Origin of the sequence: Blattabacterium cuenoti, assembly GCF_014251955.1 — a bacterium.
GTDB lineage: Bacteria > Bacteroidota > Bacteroidia > Flavobacteriales > Blattabacteriaceae > Blattabacterium > Blattabacterium cuenoti_L.
Genome location: NZ_CP059203.1, coordinates 313,175 through 331,805 on the forward strand (window position 1 = coordinate 313,175; position 18,631 = coordinate 331,805).

Genomic DNA, 18,631 nt, shown 5'->3' on the forward strand with positions numbered 1-18,631 from the left:
TTACTAAGGGCTAATTCTTCCATTTTTATATTCTCCCATAATAGAAAGTTTATGAAGACATGATATTTTTTGTATCCGTTCTTTCATGAACTCATAATTTTTGATACTATTGAATATAATATCTACATAAAATGAATATTCCCAAGGTCTTTCTATGATAGGAATAGATTGTATTTTCGTCATATTAATTTCAAGACTAGAGATAAGACTCAAAATCTTAGATAAGCTACCAGTAGTATGTAAAATTTTTAATCTTAGAGAAGCTTTGTTAAAATCATTTTCTTTTTGAGAAAAATTTTTTATAATAAAAAATCTAGTGAAATTACTAGCAATGGTTTGTATATTTCTAGAAATGATTTCTAAATCATACTCCTTAGCCGCATTCTCAGATGCGATTGCGGCCAACCCTTTCTTTTTATGGACAGAAATATATTTAGCGGAAGCAGCTGTATCAGAATATTCTGATATTTTTATATCAGAATGTGCATCTATAAATAATTCACATTGTAAAAGGGCCATTGGATGAGAATAAATTTCCTTAATATCCTCTATTTTTTGTCCAGGAAAAGCCATCAAATGGTGTTGGACAGGCATATATATTTCCCCTACTATTCTTAAATTATATTCAGATAAAAGACTGTAATTGGTTAATATAGTTCCCGCTATAGTATTTTCTATAGCCATAACACCAATGTCTACATTAGATTTTGCCACAGAAAAAGCAAGTTCTCTAAAGCTTGAACATTCCATTAATTTATAATGATCTCCTTCAAAATATCTAGAAACTGCTGCATGATGAAAACATCCTTTTACCCCTTGTATAGCTATTTTTTTCATGAAAAAAAATAAAATATAATTCACTTAGCAAAATCCAAAGCGTTCATAAATATTTATGTATTTTTATTATTGATAATTAAGAGGAAAAAACAAATATAAAAAATAATTTGATTCTATGCAATTGTTATTATATATTATCCTTATTATTTCTTTTTCCTTTCAATTCAATAGGAAAATATTTCCAAACATCAACTGAAAACGTTCAACTTTGAGTTGTTATTTTTTATTTATTTATGATTAATAATTCGCATTATTTCTTTACTTTTTTAGTAATCTAATTCTAATTATGTTTTTTTGTTTAAAAAAAAAAAAAAACGAGGAGTTTTATTATGAAAGGATGGAGAAAAGAGAATAAATCTCCTTCCCTTTCGGAAGTTTTCTCTTCCGTTTCTGTTCCTCAACAAAAAGGAATATGGAAAAAATTATTCGCTTTTACTGGACCAGGATTATTGATAGCTGTAGGATATATGGATCCAGGAAACTGGGCAACAGACATTGCTGGGGGAGCTAAATTTGGATACATGCTTTTATCTGTTATTTTTATTTCCAATTTCTTTGCTATCATTCTGCAACATTTAGCTCTAAAATTAGGCATTGTTTGTGAAAGAGATTTAGCACAAGCTTGTAGAGATCATTATCCACCTTTGATTAATTTTATATTGTGGATTTTATGTGAAGTCGCTATTGCTGCTTGTGATTTAGCAGAAATCATTGGTTCCGTACTTGCCTTAAAATTGCTTTTTGGAATTCCTATCACGTGGGGTGTATTAATTACTGTTGTAGATGTTTTCCTCATTTTATTTTTTCAGTATAAAGGATTTAGATATATTGAAAGTGTGGTTGCAGTATTAATTTTTACAATTATAGTTTGTTTTAGTTTTGAAATTATTAGTTCTCAACCAGAAATTTTTCCTATTTTAAAAGGAATTATTCCTAATCCTGAAATAATAAAAAATTCGCATTCTTTTTATATATCTATTGGAATACTAGGAGCTACAGTTATGCCTCACAATCTTTATCTACATTCTAGTATCATACAAACAAGGAACTATCCACGAACTATTGAAGGAAAAAAAATGGCCATAAAATATGCAACCATAGATAGTACGTTATCTTTATCCTTAGCTTTTTTTATAAATGCAGCTATATTAATCGTATCTGCAGCAACTTTTCATAAAGCTGGACACACAGAAGTCGCAGATATTATGGATGCCCACAAACTTTTAACTCCCATATTAGGATCTAGTCTTGCCGGGGTTTTTTTCGCTCTAGCTTTACTGGCATCTGGACAAAATTCCACACTTACTGGAACATTAGCTGGACAAATTGTCATGGAAGGATTTCTTAACATTAGATTAAAACCTTGGATAAGAAGATTAATCACGAGACTGATAGCTATTGTTCCCGCTATGACCGCTTCTATGATTTATGGAGAAAAAGGAACTGCAGAATTATTAATCATTAGTCAAATAATTTTATCAATACAATTAAGTTTTGCCATTATTCCCCTAGTTAATTTTACAGGAGATTCTGAAAAAATGGGATCATTTGCAAATAGTCTTTTTTTAAAAATACTAGCTTGGATCATCACTTTTATAGTGGTATTCCTAAATTTATTTTTATTATATGATACAATAAAGAATTAAATAGAAGCTAATACTTCAAAATTGATAGTCAACTCCCGTTGACTATGTAAACGTATGTTCGCTTGATATTTTCCAATGGTTTTAATAACTCTATTCCCAGGAATCCTTATAAATTTTTTATCAATAGAAATTCCTTCTTTTTTTAAAAAGTTCATAATATCTTGATTATTAATAGAGCCAAAAAGTTTTCCTCCCTTACTGACCTTAGATTTTATTTTGATAGTTAATTTTTTTAATTTTTTTTCTATTTCTTTTGCTTGTTCAATTAAAACACGTTCTTTTTGAGAACGTTGTTTCAAAATTTCATGAATGCTCTTTACAGTTCCAGGTAAAGCTAAAATAGCATATCCCTTAGGGATTAGATAATTTCTCGCATAACCAGGTTTCACATTTAATTCATCATATTGAAACCCCAAATTTTCTACGTCTTTTTTTAAAATAATTTTCATTTTTTTTCATTTATCTCAAATCATCTGTTACAAAAGGTAACAGACCAATTTGTCTACATCTTTTTATAGCGGAATTTAATTTATTTTGATTTTTTTGCAAAGTTCCCGTAATACGACGTGGTAAAATTTTTCCTTGTGCATTAAGAAATTTTACTAAAAATGTAGGATCCTTATAATCTATATACTTAATATTTCTTTGTTCAAAATAACAATATTTTTTTTCTATTTTTGTTTCTATTTTGAGAGGAGACAAATATCTTAAGTCACTATCTCCTCCTTGTCCTTGTTTCGTTGTAGTAGGAGTCGGACTACTACGACTCCTATTTTTATTATTGATATCCTCTAAAATCATAATTTTTTATCATTTTTTAATATTTTTTTTCTTCTTCTTTCTGCATATTCTATTCCATATTTATTTAATTTTACAGTGATAAAACGTAAAATACGTTCATCTTGTCTTAATTTCAATTCTAAATCGTATACTAAATTAGAGCTTAGTAAAAACTCAAATAAATGATAACAACCACTTTGTTTTTTTTGAATAGGATAAGCTAGTTTTTTTAACCCCCAATGTTCTTGATAAACAATTTTTCCATTTTTTTTGATGAAATAATTTTCATACTCTTTTGCTGTTTCTTTTGCTTTTTCATCAGACAGAATAGGAGTTATTATCATGATAGTTTCATAATGTTTTAGCATTTGAATTTTTTTTTGCAAAAATGTAAATCTATATTTTTATGTTCTTTTTTTCAAAAGAACCCATTCCCATTATTAATTTTTTCTTTTATTTTTTTCATCAGATTATCTATCCTTCGTATACTTTCCTTTTTTCCTATCATTTCCAAAATGATGAAAAGATCAGAACCCTTTAGTTCTCCTACTAAAGCTATTCGAAGTAATTGCATGATTTGATGTCTTTTTTTTTCGTTTTTTTTCGTTTGAAAAAACAAGAATAATCTCAAATGAACGGATGTAAATTGGTTTATATTTGATAATGATATTTTCCAAAATTCTAATTGATCAATGATTCTTTGGTCACAAATTTTATGAAAAAATTTTTTTTCATAAGAACTAGGAGAAATAAAAAAATAAAAAGAATGTTTCCATATTTCATGAACAAAATGAACTCTATCTATTGTTAGATGAATCACTTTAGATAGATAATCTTCTTCATAAAAAAGAGAACGTTTTTTGAGTTTTTTGTAAAGATAGGAAAGTATTTCTTCTTTTTTTTTTTTTAAATATTGTTTGTTGAACCAATTGGCTTTACTGATGTTAAAAAAAACACCAGACTTGGTGATTTTTTCTAAAGAGAAGAAATTGATTAATTCTTTTAAGGAAAAAATTTCTTTTTTTCCTCCAGGACTCCATCCTAATAAAGCTAACATATTCACGAAAGCTTCTGGAAAATAACCTAACTCCCTGTATCCTGTAATGATGTTTTTTGTTTCAGGATCTTTCCATTGTAAAGGATATATAGGAAAATTTAAACTTTCTATATTTCTTTTACTAAGTTTTCCTTTTCCATCATTTCTTAAAATTAAAGGTAAATGTGCAAACTTAGGAGGAATCCAACCAAGAGCCCTATATAATAATAGGTGTAAAGACATAGAAGGAAGCCATTCTTCTCCTCTAATCACATGAGTAATTTTCATTAAATGATCGTCTATAGTATTAGCTAAATGATAAGTCGCTACTCCATCAGATTTTAACAATATTTTATCGTCTAAGTGATCTGTATGAACAACAATATTTCCACGTATTATATCATGCATTTTCAATTTTTCTCCAGGTTGAATTTTAAATCGAATGACATAAGAAGAACAAGAATTCAGTTGATCAGATAATTGTTTTCTTGTCATCGTCAATGAATTGTTCAAATGCATTCTAAAATCTGCATTATAAGAAAAAGTGAATCCACGATCATGAAATTCCTTTCTTTTTACATGAAGCTCCTGATCTGTATCAAAAGCATAATAAGCATGTCCCTCCTCTAAAAGTTTTTTTATATAAACACGATAAATTTCTCCACGCTGAGATTGATAATAAGGGGAATGATCTCCCCCATAACCAACCCCCTCATCAGGTTCTATCTGGCACCATTTTAATGTTTCCAAAATATACGATTCCGAATTAGGAACAAATCTTTTTCTATCAGTATCTTCTATTCTAAGAAGAAATGTTCCTCCATATTTTTTAGCAAAAAGATAATTATATAATGCAGTTCTTATTCCCCCTAAATGTAATGGACCTGTAGGACTAGGTGCAAAACGAACTCTGACAATACTACTACTATTATGTGTATGTGGAATAATCATCATAATTGTTTATTTTCCAATGCAAAATTTTGAAAAAATGTTTTTTAGGATATCTTCATTTGTTATTTCTCCTGTTATTTCCCCCAAATAACGCAAAGCTTCCCTAATATGGATAGAAACTAAATCTTCTGTTCCTCTTTCTTCTAAGAATAAATGATGAGCTAGTAAAATCTCTTCTAAGGATTGTTTTAGAGCTTCATAATGTCTGTTTTGTGTTACTACGATATTATTTTTTTCTTTTAATTTTTCAACGAAAAAATTACTTAAAGTTTCTAGCATTTTTTTTATTCCTTGATGATTTTTTGCAGAAATTTCAAAAAAATCAGGAACTTTAGATTTCAAATTATAAATATCTTGAAAAGAAGATAAATCTGATTTATTAGCAACTGCTAAAATTTTTTTCAAGGGATATTGATCACGAATAATTTGAATTTCATTCAAAATTTTTTTCTGTTTTTTTCTATTTTTGATAGATGCTTCGAAAAGGTATAAGATCACTTGAGCTTCTTGTATTTTTTTTACGGTTTTTCGAACACCCATCATTTCTATTGTATTTTTTGTTTTTCTTATTCCTGCAGTATCCACAAAATGAAAACGAATTCCATTCAAAATGATTTCTTCTTCTACGCTATCTCTAGTCGTTCCTTTTATGTGGGAGACAATAGAACGGTCTTCCTGAATGATGTGATTAAATAACGTAGATTTTCCTACATTTGTTTCTCCAATAATTACTACATAAATTCCTTTTTTTATGGCATTTCCTAATGAGAAAGATTCCATTAAATTTTTTAATGTTTCTTCTAATTCATTCAAAAATAAAATAAGTTCTGATTTTTTTGTAAAAATGACATCCTCCTCAGAGAAATCCAATTTCAGTTCTAGTAGAGAAGCAAAATCTAATAATTTTTTTTGCAAATTTTTAATGGCATCAGTGAATGTCCCCTTTATCTGTTGCAAAGAAATTTCATGAGAGGCTTTATTCTCTGATAATATCAATTCTGCTATGGCTTCAGCTTGTGATAGATCTATTTTTTTATTTAAGAATGCACGAAATGTAAATTCTCCAGGACGGGCTAAACGCATTCCTTTCTTGAGAAGAAGTTGCAAAATCTGTTCTTGAATATAGGATGAACCATGACAAGAGATTTCTACCATATTTTCTCCTGTGTAAGAAAAAGGAGATCTAAATATAGAGACTAAAATTTGATCTAAAAAATTATTTTTTTCTATAATATATCCTAAATGAATAGTATGTGTGGATTGATTTTCTAGTTTTTTTCCAGATTTAATGGAAATAAAAATATTTTCAACAATGGATATAGAATTTTTTCCAGAAATACGAAAAACAGAAAGAGCACTGGAGCCAATAGGAGTAGCTAAAGCAACAATGGGGATCTTATCATCTTCTAAGAACATAAAAAAAAATTATAATACAAAAAAATAAGTATTTTTTATTGATTTTTTTATGTTACGGTGTATGTCTATAGATAAATTTTATCATTTATTTTGTAAAACTCTTCAAAAAGTATATACAGAAACAAAGGAGTTGGAAACTCTATTTTTTTTACTCACCACTCATTTTTTGAAGTGTGATCAAATAACAGTTTTCTTAAAATTAAGTAAAAAAGAAAAAATAAATCCTTTTATATACAAAAAATTGATAAGAAAATTATGGGAATTAAGAAAAAATAGACCCATTCAATATGTGATTGGGAAAGCTTCCTTTTTTGGAATGGATTTTATAGTTAATGAAAAAGTATTCATTCCGAGACCAGAAACGGAAGAATTAGTATCCTGGATAATCCAAGATCACACAACAAATAGTGAAAAAGTTCAAATATTTGATATTGGAACAGGAAGTGGATGTATTAGTATTGCTTTAAAAAAAAAACTTCCGAAAATACAACAGATTTATGCTATAGATTTTTCTCATGAAATTTTGTCCATAGCAAGGAAAAATGCGTTGTTTCATGATGTAAAAATTTTTTTCAAAAAAGTTGACATTTTACAAAATTTGATTTCTATCCCAATAAAAAAATATCCTGTTACTATTGTAGTAAGTAATCCTCCTTATGTAAGATTATCTGAAAAAAAATTCCTTCATCCCAACGTTTTTCAATATGAACCTTTTCAAGCATTATTTGTTCCTGATGAAGATCCTTTAATTTTCTATAAAAAAATAATTTTTTGGATACAAAAAAAGTTTATTGGAACTGGAAAAGTATGTATTTATTTTGAAATCAATCAATTTATTCATTTCGAAATTCTTGATCTTATGAAAAAAACAGGGTTTCTAAATATAAAAATTAGAAAAGATATTCAAGGTTTTTTCAGAATGATTCGCGCAATAATACAAATCACATAATTAACAGAACTAACTACTCTAAAATCTAAACTAACATGGATAATAATAACATCAAAGAAAAAATAGATCAACTCAGAAAAGAATTATCAGAATATAATGATAAATACTATACGTTGGATACTTCTGATGTATCCGATTACGATTTTGATAAAAAATTAAAAGAATTATCTTTGTTAGAAAAATACCATCCAGAATTATATGATCCTACATCTCCTACAATAAGAATAGGAGTAGGAAATCCATCGTCTTCTTCTACTACAAATTATCATAAATATAAAATGTACTCTCTTCAAAATACTTATTCTAAAAAAGAGTTAATTATTTGGAAACAACGAATCCATCAATCTGTTTCTTCTTTTTTATCATTTGTATGTGAACTAAAATATGATGGGGTCTCTATCAATTTAATTTATAAAAACGGTTGTTTAACCCATGCATTGACTCGTGGAGATGGGGAAAAAGGAGAAGATGTTACAGAAAATGTACGAACGATACAATCCATTCCTTTGAAATTAAAGGGAAAGAACTATCCTAGTTATCTTGAAATACGTGGAGAAATTTTTCTTCCTATAAAGAAATTTATGGAAATAAATACAGAACGTATAAAAAATGGAATCCCCCCATATGCTAACCCAAGAAATACGGCTAGTGGAACACTGAAAATTCATGACAAAAAAGAAGTATATAAACGAACTTTATCTTGTATTGCATATGCCGTTATAGGAAAAGACTTGCCTTTTGATACACAATATCAATCTTTAAAAAAGATCAAAAAATGGGGGTTAAAAGTTCCAGAAACTGCGCGTCTTTGTAAAACTATGAAGGAGATTTTGCATTTTATAAACTATTGGAATATATGGAAAAAGGAACTCCCATATCATATTGATGGAATAGTTATTAAAGTCAATGAATACCAAAAACAATCCATTTTAGGATACACAAATAAATATCCCCGTTGGGCTATTGCTTACAAATTCAGACAAAAATTATCGGAAACGAAATTATTAAGTCTCACCTTTCAAGTAGGTCGTACTGGAATCATTACTCCTGTAGCCAATGTCTTTCCTATAGAAATTTATGGAACAAATATAAAAAGAGTTGCACTTTATAATAATCGTTTTATACAAAAAATGAAAATTCATCATGGAGATTCCCTTTTCCTAGAGAAAGGGGGGAGTGTTATTCCAAAAGTAACTAAAATAAATGTAAAAAAACGATTAGTCAATTCCTTTCCTGTATCCTTCTTAAAAAAATGTCCATCATGTAATAGTTCTTTAATAAAGGAAAATGAATTATTCTATTGTATTGAAAATAATTGTCCTTCTCAAAGAATTGGAAAAATACAACATTTTGTAAGCAATAGAGGAATGAATATAAAAGGAATTGGAAATGAAATAGTTGAAAAACTATACAGAAAAGGGTTTCTCTATAAAATTTCCGATTTATATCAATTAAAAAAGGAAGATCTTCTTCAAATAAATGGAGTAAAAGAAAAATTAGCAGAGATTCTAATAAAAAATATAGAAAAATCTAAATCCAATCCTTATCATAAAGTTCTATATTCATTAGGAATTCGTCATATCGGAGAAGATATTTCTAAAAAGTTAACAGAACATTTCCTGAATATCAATTCTTTAATATCTGCTGATTATGATAATTTAACGTCTATTTCCGGAATAGGAAAAAAAACCGCAAATAGTGTAAAAACTTATTTTTCCATTTTGGAAAACAAAAGGATGATTGAAACTCTGATAAGACATGGGGTATGTTTTTCAACAAAATGTATTCTGGAAACAAAAGATTTTCCTTTAAGAGGAAAATCTTTTGTTTTTACGGGAAAATTATCTAAGATGACCCGAAATAGGGCAAAAAATATGGTAGAATTTTTAGGGGGAAAAGTTTTTAATAGAGTGAATAATCAAATTCATTTTATAGTTGTTGGAAAAAATTTTGGATCAAAACTAGAAAAATGTATGGGGAAAAAAAATGTACAAATTTTAACTGAAGATATTTTTATTGAGATGATTGAAAAGAAGAAAAAAAAAGAAAAAGAAATAAAATTTTAAGAATTTTTTTGAACGAAAAAGAGTATGTATTGATGGTTTTGTTTTTCATATAGAAAACAGTATATTTAATTTTTAGGTGATGATTCTTTCTTATATACGTACTAACGTAGTTAGTAGTAGTAGTTAAGTAGTTAGTAGTTGGTAATAAAAAAATAAAATAATTACTACCTCCGTAACGGATTAACTGGGATCATCATTTGCATCATTTAATAAGTAAGAAATCTATTTTTTTATGTTACTAAAAAATATATTTACAGAATCTGGATTCGAGTCTGAAGCAGAGTTTATACCTTTAATGAGTCAAGATGAAGAAGATCAGCTTCTTAAAGATGACATTCCTGAACAATTATGTATCTTAACAGTAAGAAATATGGTTTTGTATTCTGGGATTGTTTTTCCAATTATAGCAGGAAAAAGTGGATCTATTCAATTATTACAAGATGCTTATGGATTTGATAAAACGGTTGGGGTTTTAACACAGAAAAATTCTGGAATAGAAAATCTGAGTGAAAAAGATTTATACTCTATTGGAACAGTAGCTAAAATATTGAAATTGTTAAAAATGCCTGATGGAAATACAACTGTCATTTTACAGGGTAAAAGGAGATTTAAAGTGAACCGTTTTATTCAAAACGATCCATATTTTAAAGCGGAAATTATAGCTCTAGAAGAAAACAAACCTTCTTGTAAAGATAAGGAATATTTGGCTTTGGTTGAATCTATCAAAGAGATAGCTATCAAAATCATTCAGGATAATCAAAATATTCCATCAGAAGCTAGCATTGCTATTCGTAATATAGAAAGTCCTTCTTTTTTAATCAATTTTGTAGCAGCTAATATGAATTTAGCTACTAGAGATAAACAAAAATTGTTAGAGTACGATGATTTAAAAAAAAGAGCAATGGAGACATTACGTTTTCTCAATGTAGAACATCAACAAATAAAATTAAAAAATGATATTCAATCACGTGTTCGTAGTGATATGGATCAGCAGCAGAGAGAATATTTTTTGCATCAACAAATTAAAGCGATCCAAGAAGAACTAGGGGATATTTCTTATGAAAAAGAGATTGATGAAATGCGAGCCAAAGCTTCTAGAAAAAAATGGCCTAAGGAGGCAAAAAAACAATTCGATAGAGAATTATTGAAAATGCAAAGAACTAATCCTCAAATGCCGGAATATACGGTACAAAGAAATTATCTAGAATTGATGATTGATCTTCCTTGGGGAAGATCTTCAAAAGATAGTTTTGATTTAGAATTTGCCCAGAAAATATTAGATAGGGATCATTACGGTCTGGAAAAAGTGAAAGAACGGATTATAGAATATTTAGCCGTTTTGAAATTAAGAGGAGATATGCGTTCTCCTATTCTCTGTTTTTATGGACCTCCTGGAGTTGGAAAAACTTCTTTAGGGAGATCTATAGCAACTGCATTAAAAAGGAAATATGTCCGGATTTCTTTAGGAGGATTACACGATGAATCTGAAATACGTGGCCATAGAAGAACTTATATAGGAGCTATGCCAGGAAGACTGTTACAATCTATCCGAAAAGTAGGAACATCTAATCCCGTTTTTGTTATTGATGAAATTGATAAAATGGGAATAGGAGCAAATGGGGATCCTTCTTCTGCTATGTTAGAAGTTTTAGATCCGGAACAAAATACCTCTTTTTACGATAATTTTTTGGAAATGGGGTATGACTTATCAAAAGTATTGTTTATTGCTACAGCAAATTCCCTTTCAAACATACAACCAGCTCTTATAGATAGAATGGAGATTATAGAAATGAATGGATATACTGTGGAGGAAAAAACGCAAATAGTCAAAAAACATATTCTTCCTAAACAATTGAAAGAAAATGGATTAAAAAAATCTGACTTAATACTTAGGACTAAACAAATTGAAAAGGTTATTGAGAGTTATACCAGAGAATCTGGATTAAGAACTCTAGAAAAACATATTGCTAAATTAGCACGTTATGTCGCTAAACATATTGCTATGGATAAAAAGTATGTGAAACATTTAAGTATTGAAAAAATAGAGGAAATTCTTGGAATCCCAAACGATCCGGATCGTTATGAAGGAAATCATGTTCCAGGAGTTGTGACAGGTTTAGCTTGGACTAATTTTGGGGGAGATATTTTATATATTGAATCCAGTTTATCAAAAGGAAAAGGTAATTTGAGTATTACCGGAAATTTAGGAGAAATCATGAAAGAATCTGCAACCATTGCTTTACAGTATATTAAAGCTCATTATGAAGAATTTAACATTGATCCTAAAATGTTTGAAGAAAAAAATGTACATGTTCATGTTCCTGAAGGATCTGTTCCTAAAGATGGTCCATCTGCCGGAATAACGATGTTAACTTCTTTAGTATCAAGTTATACTAAAAGAAAATTAAGACCTCATTTAGCTATGACTGGGGAAATCACCTTAAGAGGAAAAGTTCTTCCTGTAGGAGGAATTAAAGAAAAAATTTTAGCGGCTAAACGGGCTAATATCAAAGAAATTATTCTTTCACAAGAGAATAAAAAAGATGTAGAAGAAATTAAACAAGATCATTTAAAAGGATTAACTTTCGATTATGTTAGGGATATGAATGATGTGATTCATTTAGCCCTGTTGTAGTAGTAGTAGTAATATTATAATAAAATAATATCAAAAAAAACTCATCATTCTCTTCTACGTGTTTTATGTTTTATGTATGTATGTGTAATGAAATGAATGAATTAGAAAATATGAGTTCCCCAGTTCATAGAGAACAGTTAATTCGACTAGGTAAAAAATATGGAACTCCTCTTTATATATATGATTCTTGCAAAATAGAGAAACAATATATAAAAATGAAAAATGCTTTTAGTGGAGTTCAAAGGTTTAGAATCAATTATGCTTGTAAAGCGAATACGAATCTGAATGTTTTAAAATTTTTACAAAAATTGGGAAGTGGATTAGATACAGTTTCTATTCAGGAAGTAGAACTAGGATTAAAAGCTGGGTTTCCAGAAAAACATATTATATTTACCCCGAATTGTGTTTCTCTACAAGAAATAAAAAAAGCGGTTAATTTCGGTGTTCGAATTAACATAGATAATCTATCCATTTTAGAACAGTTTGGGCATGATCATCCAGATTATCCTGTAGGAATAAGAATTAATCCACATATAATGGCTGGAGGAAATTCAAAAATATCAGTTGGACATGTTGATTCGAAATTCGGAATTTCTTATTATCAAATTCCTCATATGAAAAGAATATTAAAGAATACAGGTCTTAAAATAGAGGGATTTCATATGCATACAGGATCTGATATTTACGATGTAGAATCCTTTTTACAAGGAGCAAAAGTCTTATTTCAAATTGCTATAGATTTTCCATGTCTTGATTATATTGATTTTGGAAGTGGATTTAAAGTTCCATATAGAAAAAATGATATAAAAACGGATTTGACTGATTTAAGTCATTCTATCACAGAAAAGTTTAAAGATTTTTGTAAAATTTACGGAAAAACCGTTACTTTGATTTTTGAACCAGGTAAATTTTTGGTGAGTGAATCTGGATATTTTTTAGTGAGTGTCAATGTGGTAAAACAGACTCCTTCTACAGTTTTTGCTGGAGTTGATTCAGGCTTTAATCATTTTCTTCGTCCTATGTTTTATGATGCTTATCACTGTATTGAAAATATTTCTAATCCTAACGGACGTTTTCGTTTTTACACAGTAGTAGGATATATTTGTGAATCGGATACTTTTGGATTAAATAGAAAAATTTCTGAAATCCGTGAAGGGGATCTTTTATGCATTAAAAATGCAGGGGCTTACTGTTTTTCTATGTCATCTAATTATAATTCTCGTTATAGACCTTCTGAGGTTATGATTTTAAAGGGAAAAGATTTTCTTATAAGAAGAAGAGAAACAATGCAAGATATTCTTAGGAATATTGTGGAAATACAAATCTAAAAAAAAATAGGAGAGGAGAGATGGCAGAGTGGTTAATTGCGGCGGTCTTGAAAATCGTTGAGGGTGGTACCTCCGGGGGTTCGAATCCCTCTCTCTCCGCTAATAAATAAAGAGTTCCCTCATTAAAATTTTTATTTTTTTCTGTTCCTCCTACAGAATAGGAGGAGTCAATACAATAAAAAATAAAAGAAGATGATATTTTTTTTTTTACTAAGAAGAAGAAGAAATCAAAAAACATAAAAATCAACTTGTGATTCATTATATTTTTTTTATTTTTTCTAATTTTTGAAGTTGTTTTTTAACATTTTCATTTGTTATTTTGTTAAATAACAAGATAGATTTTCCTAATAAATGTCCTGGACACAAGATTTCTTCTACGTTTTCTATTTGGTTCCAAAAATAAGATTTCAAACGAAGCATTTCTAACAATTTTTTTGAAGTCTTTGGAAGAAATGGCTCTGCTAATTGCGCTAGCATTCCAACAATTTGTAAAGATACATAAAGAATGGTTTTTAATCGTTTGTTTGTTTGGGGATCTTTCATTTTCCAAGGTTCTTCTTTAGTCAAATACTTGTTTCCAATTCTAGCCAAATCCATAAAACAGATTAGAGCTTCACGAAATCTATAGGATTCAATCAAGTCACTTATATTCTCTGGAGTCTTTTTTATTTTTTTTAAAATTTCTTTATCCTTAATAGATAAAATTCCAGGATTTGGAATAATTCCATTGTTATATTTTTGAATTAAAGTAATACTACGATTAACGAAATTTCCTAATATAGAGACCAACTCATTATTATTTTTTCTTTGGAAATCTTTCCAATTGAAATTATTATCTTTTTTATCAGGCATATTCGATATAAGAATATAACGAAGAGTATCCTGTTGATTGGGAAAATCTTCTAAATATTCATGGACCCATACGGCCCAATTTCTGGAAGTAGATATTTTTTCATTTTCTAGATTAAGAAATTCATTAGCACGAACCTGATCTGGTAATATATATCCCCCATTATATGCTTTAAGTATAACGGGAAAAATAATACAGTGAAATACAATATTATCTTTTCCTATAAATTGAATTAATTTAGTGTTCTTATCTTTCCAATAAGGTTTCCAATCTATTTTTTTACGTTTTGCCCATTCTATGGTAGAGGAAATATATCCTATAGGGGCCTCAAACCATACATATAGAACTTTTTTTTCTTTTTCTGAAGGAGGAGTAGGAATCACTGGAACCCCCCAATTCAGATCTCTAGTGATAGCACGAGGTTGTAATCCTTTATTTAACCAAGATTTAGCTTGTCCATATACATTTATTTTCCAATCTTTTTTGTGATGAGTTAAAATCCATTTTTCTAAAAAATTTTGATATTCATTTAAAGGTAAATACCAATGTTTAGTTTTTTTCAAAATTGGATAACTTCCACTTATAGTAGATCTTGCACCGATTAATTCTTCAGGACTTAACGACGTTCCACAATTTTCGCATTGATCTCCATAAGCTTCCTTATTTTGACAATGGGGACATCTTCCAAAGATGTATCTATCTGGTAAAAACTGTCTAGCTTTATTGTCATAATATTGTTCAGATGTTTTTGAAAAAATTTTTCCTTTTTTCCAAAGCTTATTAAAAAAAGAAGTAGAAATTTTATGATGAATCTCTGTAGAAGTTCTAGAATAATTGTCGAAATGTATTCCAAAATTAGTAAAACAATTTTTAATCATGGAATGATACTTATTAACTATTTTTTTAGGAGTAGTATTTTCTTTTTTAGCTTGTATTGTAATAGGGACCCCATGTTCATCAGATCCACATATAAAAATTACATCTTTATTTTTACGTCTAAGATAACGAACAAAAACATCTGCAGGCAAATAAACTCCTGCTAAATGTCCTATGTGAATCGGTCCATTAGCATATGGTAAGGCTGCCGTGACTGTATATTTTTTATTTTTCATAGATTATGATAATAAAAATATATAATAAAAATTATTATGTTATATGTTGTTATATATATCATTTTGATAAATGAATTATGAATAATAAAAAATTATTTTTAATAGATACATACACGATTCTGTATCAAGGGTATTATGCTTATATCAAGAATCCCATGTTGACTTCTAATGGACTAAATACTTCTCCTATCATTAATTTTACTCACTTGTTAATTAAGATCTTGAATGAAGAAAAACCCTCTTATATGGCCGCTATTTTTGATACAAGTCAAGAAACTTTTCGTAAAAAAGAATACCATAAATATAAAGCTCATAGAAAAAAAACACCAAAAGCTATTTCTCTTTCTATTCCTTATTTAATGAAAATTTTAAAATCTTTTAGAATTTTTTTTCTTCATGCTAAATATGGATACGAAGCGGATGATCTCATTGGGACTATAGCAAAAAAAGCAGAAAAAAAAGGATATATGATTTATATCACGACTTTGGACAAAGATTTTTGCCAACTTGTCACAAAAAATATAAAAATTTACAGACCACCTTTTAAAGGAAATACAAAAAAAATATTAGGAATTAAAGAAATAAAAGAAAAATTTGGGGTTAAATATCCAGAACAAGTGATTGATTTATGGAGTATGATGGGGGATTCTTCTGATAATATCCCAGGATTGCCAGGAATAGGAAAAAAAAATGCAATAAAATTTATTAAAAAGTATGGAAGTCTTGAAAAATTATTCAATTCGACTCATGATCTTCATGGAAAGATCAAAAAAAATATTGAAATGAACAAAGAATTAGGCTTTTTATCCAAAAAATTAGCCACTATTGTTACTAATATTTCCATTTTTTCTTTTCATGAAAAAAAATTTTTGGTAAAAAAACCAAAATGGAACTCCATAGAAAAAATATTTTTGGAACTTGAATTTAGAAAATTATTAAAAAGTGCCTACCAATATTGTATTGAAAAAACAGAATGACATTCTACTAAAAAAAAATAAAACTCAAAATTGGAGTAGATCATTTATCATTTTTATTTTCTGGATAAAAAAATTTATGTTTTTTCATATATTCCCAAACTCCTGGGAAAAGAAAAGCTTTCATATTCTTCCCTTTTTGAATAGAATTTCTAATAAAAGAAGAAGATATTTCAATGATTGGAGCTTTCAAAAGATAAATTTTATCATGTTTCAAAAAATGATTAGATAAAAAACCAATGCGAGGATATACAAAAATATCATATCTCTTTAAAAGAATCTTATAATTTTTCCATTTTTTTAAGGAAGATAGAGAATCTTTTCCTAAAATGAGAATAAATTTATATTTAGGATATTTTTTCTCTATGACATCAAGTGTATGAATGGTGTAAGAAGGAAAAAATCCAGATTCTATATCTGAAACACTCATTTTTTTATACCCTGAAATAGCTATATGAACCATTTTGATTCTATGTGAATAATCTAAAAGATTCGTTTTTTTTTTAGTGGATTTTGTGGAGAAACTACAAACCAAATGGAATCTATATCTAAAAATTCTACTATATGATTAGCAATCATGACATGTCCTAAATGAATGGGATTAAATGATCCAAAATAAAGTCCTATTTTCATCATACTAAACAAAAAAAAATATAGAAAAAAATGAATATCTCTGTTTTTTTCAAAGTAACTTAATACGATAATTCAAACCTAAAGAGATTGAATGGTCATTTTTATTTTCTTTTTGAATATGATCCAAATACACGACCTTTTCTCTTGTATATAATAAATACAAGCTGATATTATCATGATTATTGATAGGGTATTTATATTCTATTCCCCCATAACAAGTATATGCTTTTTTGAATAATTGATTTTTTAACATCCAATGAGTTTCATAACCCCCTTCTTTAGATCGTCCAATATCATATACTCCTTTTGCAAATAAATTCCATCTTGGTATAAAGTTATAATTCAATTTAACTAAATAAGTTCTATATGTTACAGGAGAGACTTTTTTAATGCTATTATGACTATAATTTTTTATCAATGAATGAAAAGTTTTGGTTAAATATCCATTTCTTTCTATATCTTCATCACTCAATATGTAATTGATCTCTATAGAAACAGGGTTCAAATAGAATTTACTTCCTAAGGCTAATAATTTCCAAAACTTTTCCTTATGATTCTCTTGGAAAATAGAATAGGACCATCTATTTTGTATTCTTTTTTTAAAGAAACTCCCATTCCAATTGAATGAATATCCCATAGGAGAACGTACTTGTTTCAAAGAAATTGGTTTTTCAGATAATTGATTCTTACTAACACTATTTACAATTTGAAATTTAAATTCATGATTTTTTATTGGAGTATAAATAAAATTAATTCCAATAGGATTATTGTCCTTGTTCTTGTTTTTGTATAATACCTCAGAATACTGGTGTTTTGAAATGGGAACAAAATGATATTCCATACTTCCAAAAGAAACTGGTTGTTTTCCTATCAAAAAAGATAGTTTTTCATTCCATTTATATTTTAAATAAGCCAAATGAATGATTGAATCAACTCTACTACTCGTATCATCATTTTCCTCTTCTTCTTCAGGATCCATTTTTTTGTTTTTATGAAAAAGTCTTTGTGAAAAACAATAACTGATCTTTTCAGTATTTCCTATCATTTCTAATTTTAAATCCTCTGCAGAAAAAGAGACTCCATCAAAAATATTTCTTTCAAGAACATCTTTTTCAAAAGAATTTTTTTCAATTTTAGAATTAACACTACTCATAAAATCTATGTAGATATTGTGATTTATACTACTATTTTCTTTTTTTATTTCACTATGGACATTATTATGTAAAAAAGGATTTAAAAAACCTAAAAAAAGAAATAGGCAGATCATTTTTGATATTTTCATAATTTTTTAGATATTAAATTATCCCTCTATCGTTTAACGATAATTTTGATTTAAATTTAAATCAAAATCAAAGAATTTAAAAAAAATATATAAAATTTTTTTTATCATAGTAAGATAACAATGAACAAAAATATTA

The 18,631-nt window shown here is 28.0% G+C and carries 14 protein-coding genes, 1 tRNA gene and 1 pseudogene; 7 read left to right on the forward strand and 9 right to left on the reverse strand.

The window, feature by feature from the left end:
- Positions 1–3: 3 nt before the first annotated feature.
- Positions 4–837 (reverse strand): prephenate dehydratase, encoded by an 834-nt coding sequence (locus H0H53_RS01445; RefSeq protein ID WP_185870751.1) that lies wholly within the window; start codon positions 835–837, stop codon positions 4–6.
- Positions 838–1,166: 329 nt separating this feature from the next.
- On the opposite strand from H0H53_RS01445, the gene H0H53_RS01450 reads away from it, so the two are divergent.
- Positions 1,167–2,483: an Nramp family divalent metal transporter gene (locus tag H0H53_RS01450; protein WP_185870752.1), complete on the forward strand. Its 1,317-nt coding sequence runs from the start codon at positions 1,167–1,169 to the stop codon at positions 2,481–2,483.
- On the opposite strand, the gene rplI is transcribed toward H0H53_RS01450, so the two are convergent.
- The 5 genes from rplI to mnmE are packed head-to-tail and all read right to left on the reverse strand — an operon-like array spanning position 2,480 to position 6,666.
- A complete protein-coding gene (gene rplI, locus H0H53_RS01455) occupies positions 2,480–2,932 on the reverse strand; it encodes a 50S ribosomal protein L9 (protein ID WP_185870753.1) in 453 nt (150 codons plus the stop codon). The genes H0H53_RS01450 and rplI overlap by 4 nt on opposite strands.
- A gap of 10 nt (positions 2,933–2,942) precedes the next feature.
- Positions 2,943–3,284, reverse strand: a complete 342-nt coding sequence (gene rpsR / locus H0H53_RS01460) for a 30S ribosomal protein S18 (protein ID WP_185870754.1) — start codon at positions 3,282–3,284, stop codon at positions 2,943–2,945.
- Entirely contained in the window at positions 3,281–3,631 is a 351-nt protein-coding gene (gene rpsF / locus H0H53_RS01465) for a 30S ribosomal protein S6 (RefSeq protein WP_185870755.1), read from the reverse strand. The genes rpsR and rpsF overlap by 4 nt, the downstream gene beginning before the upstream one ends.
- A gap of 50 nt (positions 3,632–3,681) precedes the next feature.
- Positions 3,682–5,253, reverse strand: coding sequence for a glutamate--tRNA ligase (gene gltX, locus H0H53_RS01470; RefSeq protein ID WP_238784282.1), 1,572 nt, complete (start codon positions 5,251–5,253; stop codon positions 3,682–3,684).
- A gap of 6 nt (positions 5,254–5,259) precedes the next feature.
- The gene (mnmE, locus tag H0H53_RS01475; RefSeq protein WP_185870756.1) at positions 5,260–6,666 is read right to left on the reverse strand and encodes a tRNA uridine-5-carboxymethylaminomethyl(34) synthesis GTPase MnmE; all 1,407 of its coding nucleotides are present in this window, start codon (positions 6,664–6,666) and stop codon (positions 5,260–5,262) included.
- A gap of 130 nt (positions 6,667–6,796) precedes the next feature.
- Between mnmE and H0H53_RS01480 the strand changes: the two genes are divergently transcribed.
- The 5 genes from H0H53_RS01480 to H0H53_RS01500 all read left to right on the forward strand — a co-directional run bounded on the left by H0H53_RS01480 (position 6,797) and on the right by H0H53_RS01500 (position 13,743).
- Positions 6,797–7,615 carry a N5-glutamine methyltransferase family protein gene (locus tag H0H53_RS01480; protein WP_317168592.1) on the forward strand — a complete coding sequence of 273 codons (819 nt, stop codon included), beginning with the start codon at positions 6,797–6,799 and terminating at the stop codon, positions 7,613–7,615.
- 35 nt (positions 7,616–7,650) lie between these two features.
- Complete coding sequence (gene ligA, locus H0H53_RS01485) at positions 7,651–9,681, forward strand: NAD-dependent DNA ligase LigA (protein ID WP_185870257.1); 2,031 nt, start codon at positions 7,651–7,653, stop codon at positions 9,679–9,681.
- Between the two features lie 232 nt (positions 9,682–9,913).
- Positions 9,914–12,316, forward strand: a complete 2,403-nt coding sequence (gene lon / locus H0H53_RS01490) for an endopeptidase La (RefSeq protein ID WP_185870258.1) — start codon at positions 9,914–9,916, stop codon at positions 12,314–12,316.
- A 92-nt stretch (positions 12,317–12,408) separates the two neighbouring features.
- Positions 12,409–13,644, forward strand: coding sequence for a diaminopimelate decarboxylase (gene lysA, locus H0H53_RS01495; protein ID WP_185870259.1), 1,236 nt, complete (start codon positions 12,409–12,411; stop codon positions 13,642–13,644).
- A gap of 14 nt (positions 13,645–13,658) precedes the next feature.
- Positions 13,659–13,743 (forward strand) — tRNA-Ser (locus tag H0H53_RS01500).
- Positions 13,744–13,902: 159 nt separating this feature from the next.
- Here H0H53_RS01500 and metG read toward each other — a convergent pair.
- Complete coding sequence (gene metG / locus H0H53_RS01505; protein ID WP_185870260.1) at positions 13,903–15,606, reverse strand: methionine--tRNA ligase; 1,704 nt, start codon at positions 15,604–15,606, stop codon at positions 13,903–13,905.
- Between the two features lie 77 nt (positions 15,607–15,683).
- Here metG and H0H53_RS01510 point away from each other — a divergent pair, with 77 nt between their 5' ends.
- Positions 15,684–16,583 carry a 5'-3' exonuclease gene (locus tag H0H53_RS01510; protein WP_185870261.1) on the forward strand — a complete coding sequence of 300 codons (900 nt, stop codon included), beginning with the start codon at positions 15,684–15,686 and terminating at the stop codon, positions 16,581–16,583.
- A gap of 40 nt (positions 16,584–16,623) precedes the next feature.
- Here the strand turns inward: H0H53_RS01510 and nadD are convergent.
- Positions 16,624–17,213: pseudogene (gene nadD / locus H0H53_RS01515) on the reverse strand (nicotinate (nicotinamide) nucleotide adenylyltransferase).
- A gap of 49 nt (positions 17,214–17,262) precedes the next feature.
- Positions 17,263–18,495, reverse strand: coding sequence for a porin (locus H0H53_RS01520; RefSeq protein WP_185870262.1), 1,233 nt, complete (start codon positions 18,493–18,495; stop codon positions 17,263–17,265).
- Positions 18,496–18,631: the final 136 nt, after the last annotated feature.

Bases quoted from the DNA above. Each gene is read 5' to 3' on its own strand.
- lon (WP_185870258.1), top strand. From the start codon at position 9,914: ATGTTACTAAAAAATATATTTACAGAATCTGGATTCGAGTCTGAAGCA.
- rpsR (WP_185870754.1), bottom strand. From the start codon at position 3,284: ATGATTTTAGAGGATATCAATAATAAAAATAGGAGTCGTAGTAGTCCG.
- H0H53_RS01450 (WP_185870752.1), top strand. From the start codon at position 1,167: ATGAAAGGATGGAGAAAAGAGAATAAATCTCCTTCCCTTTCGGAAGTT.
- lysA (WP_185870259.1), top strand. From the start codon at position 12,409: ATGAATGAATTAGAAAATATGAGTTCCCCAGTTCATAGAGAACAGTTA.
- rplI (WP_185870753.1), bottom strand. From the start codon at position 2,932: ATGAAAATTATTTTAAAAAAAGACGTAGAAAATTTGGGGTTTCAATAT.
- rpsF (WP_185870755.1), bottom strand. From the start codon at position 3,631: ATGCTAAAACATTATGAAACTATCATGATAATAACTCCTATTCTGTCT.
- H0H53_RS01445 (WP_185870751.1), bottom strand. From the start codon at position 837: ATGAAAAAAATAGCTATACAAGGGGTAAAAGGATGTTTTCATCATGCA.
- ligA (WP_185870257.1), top strand. From the start codon at position 7,651: ATGGATAATAATAACATCAAAGAAAAAATAGATCAACTCAGAAAAGAA.
- gltX (WP_238784282.1), bottom strand. From the start codon at position 5,253: ATGATGATTATTCCACATACACATAATAGTAGTAGTATTGTCAGAGTT.
- metG (WP_185870260.1), bottom strand. From the start codon at position 15,606: ATGAAAAATAAAAAATATACAGTCACGGCAGCCTTACCATATGCTAAT.
- H0H53_RS01520 (WP_185870262.1), bottom strand. From the start codon at position 18,495: ATGAAAATATCAAAAATGATCTGCCTATTTCTTTTTTTAGGTTTTTTA.
- H0H53_RS01510 (WP_185870261.1), top strand. From the start codon at position 15,684: ATGAATAATAAAAAATTATTTTTAATAGATACATACACGATTCTGTAT.
- mnmE (WP_185870756.1), bottom strand. From the start codon at position 6,666: ATGTTCTTAGAAGATGATAAGATCCCCATTGTTGCTTTAGCTACTCCT.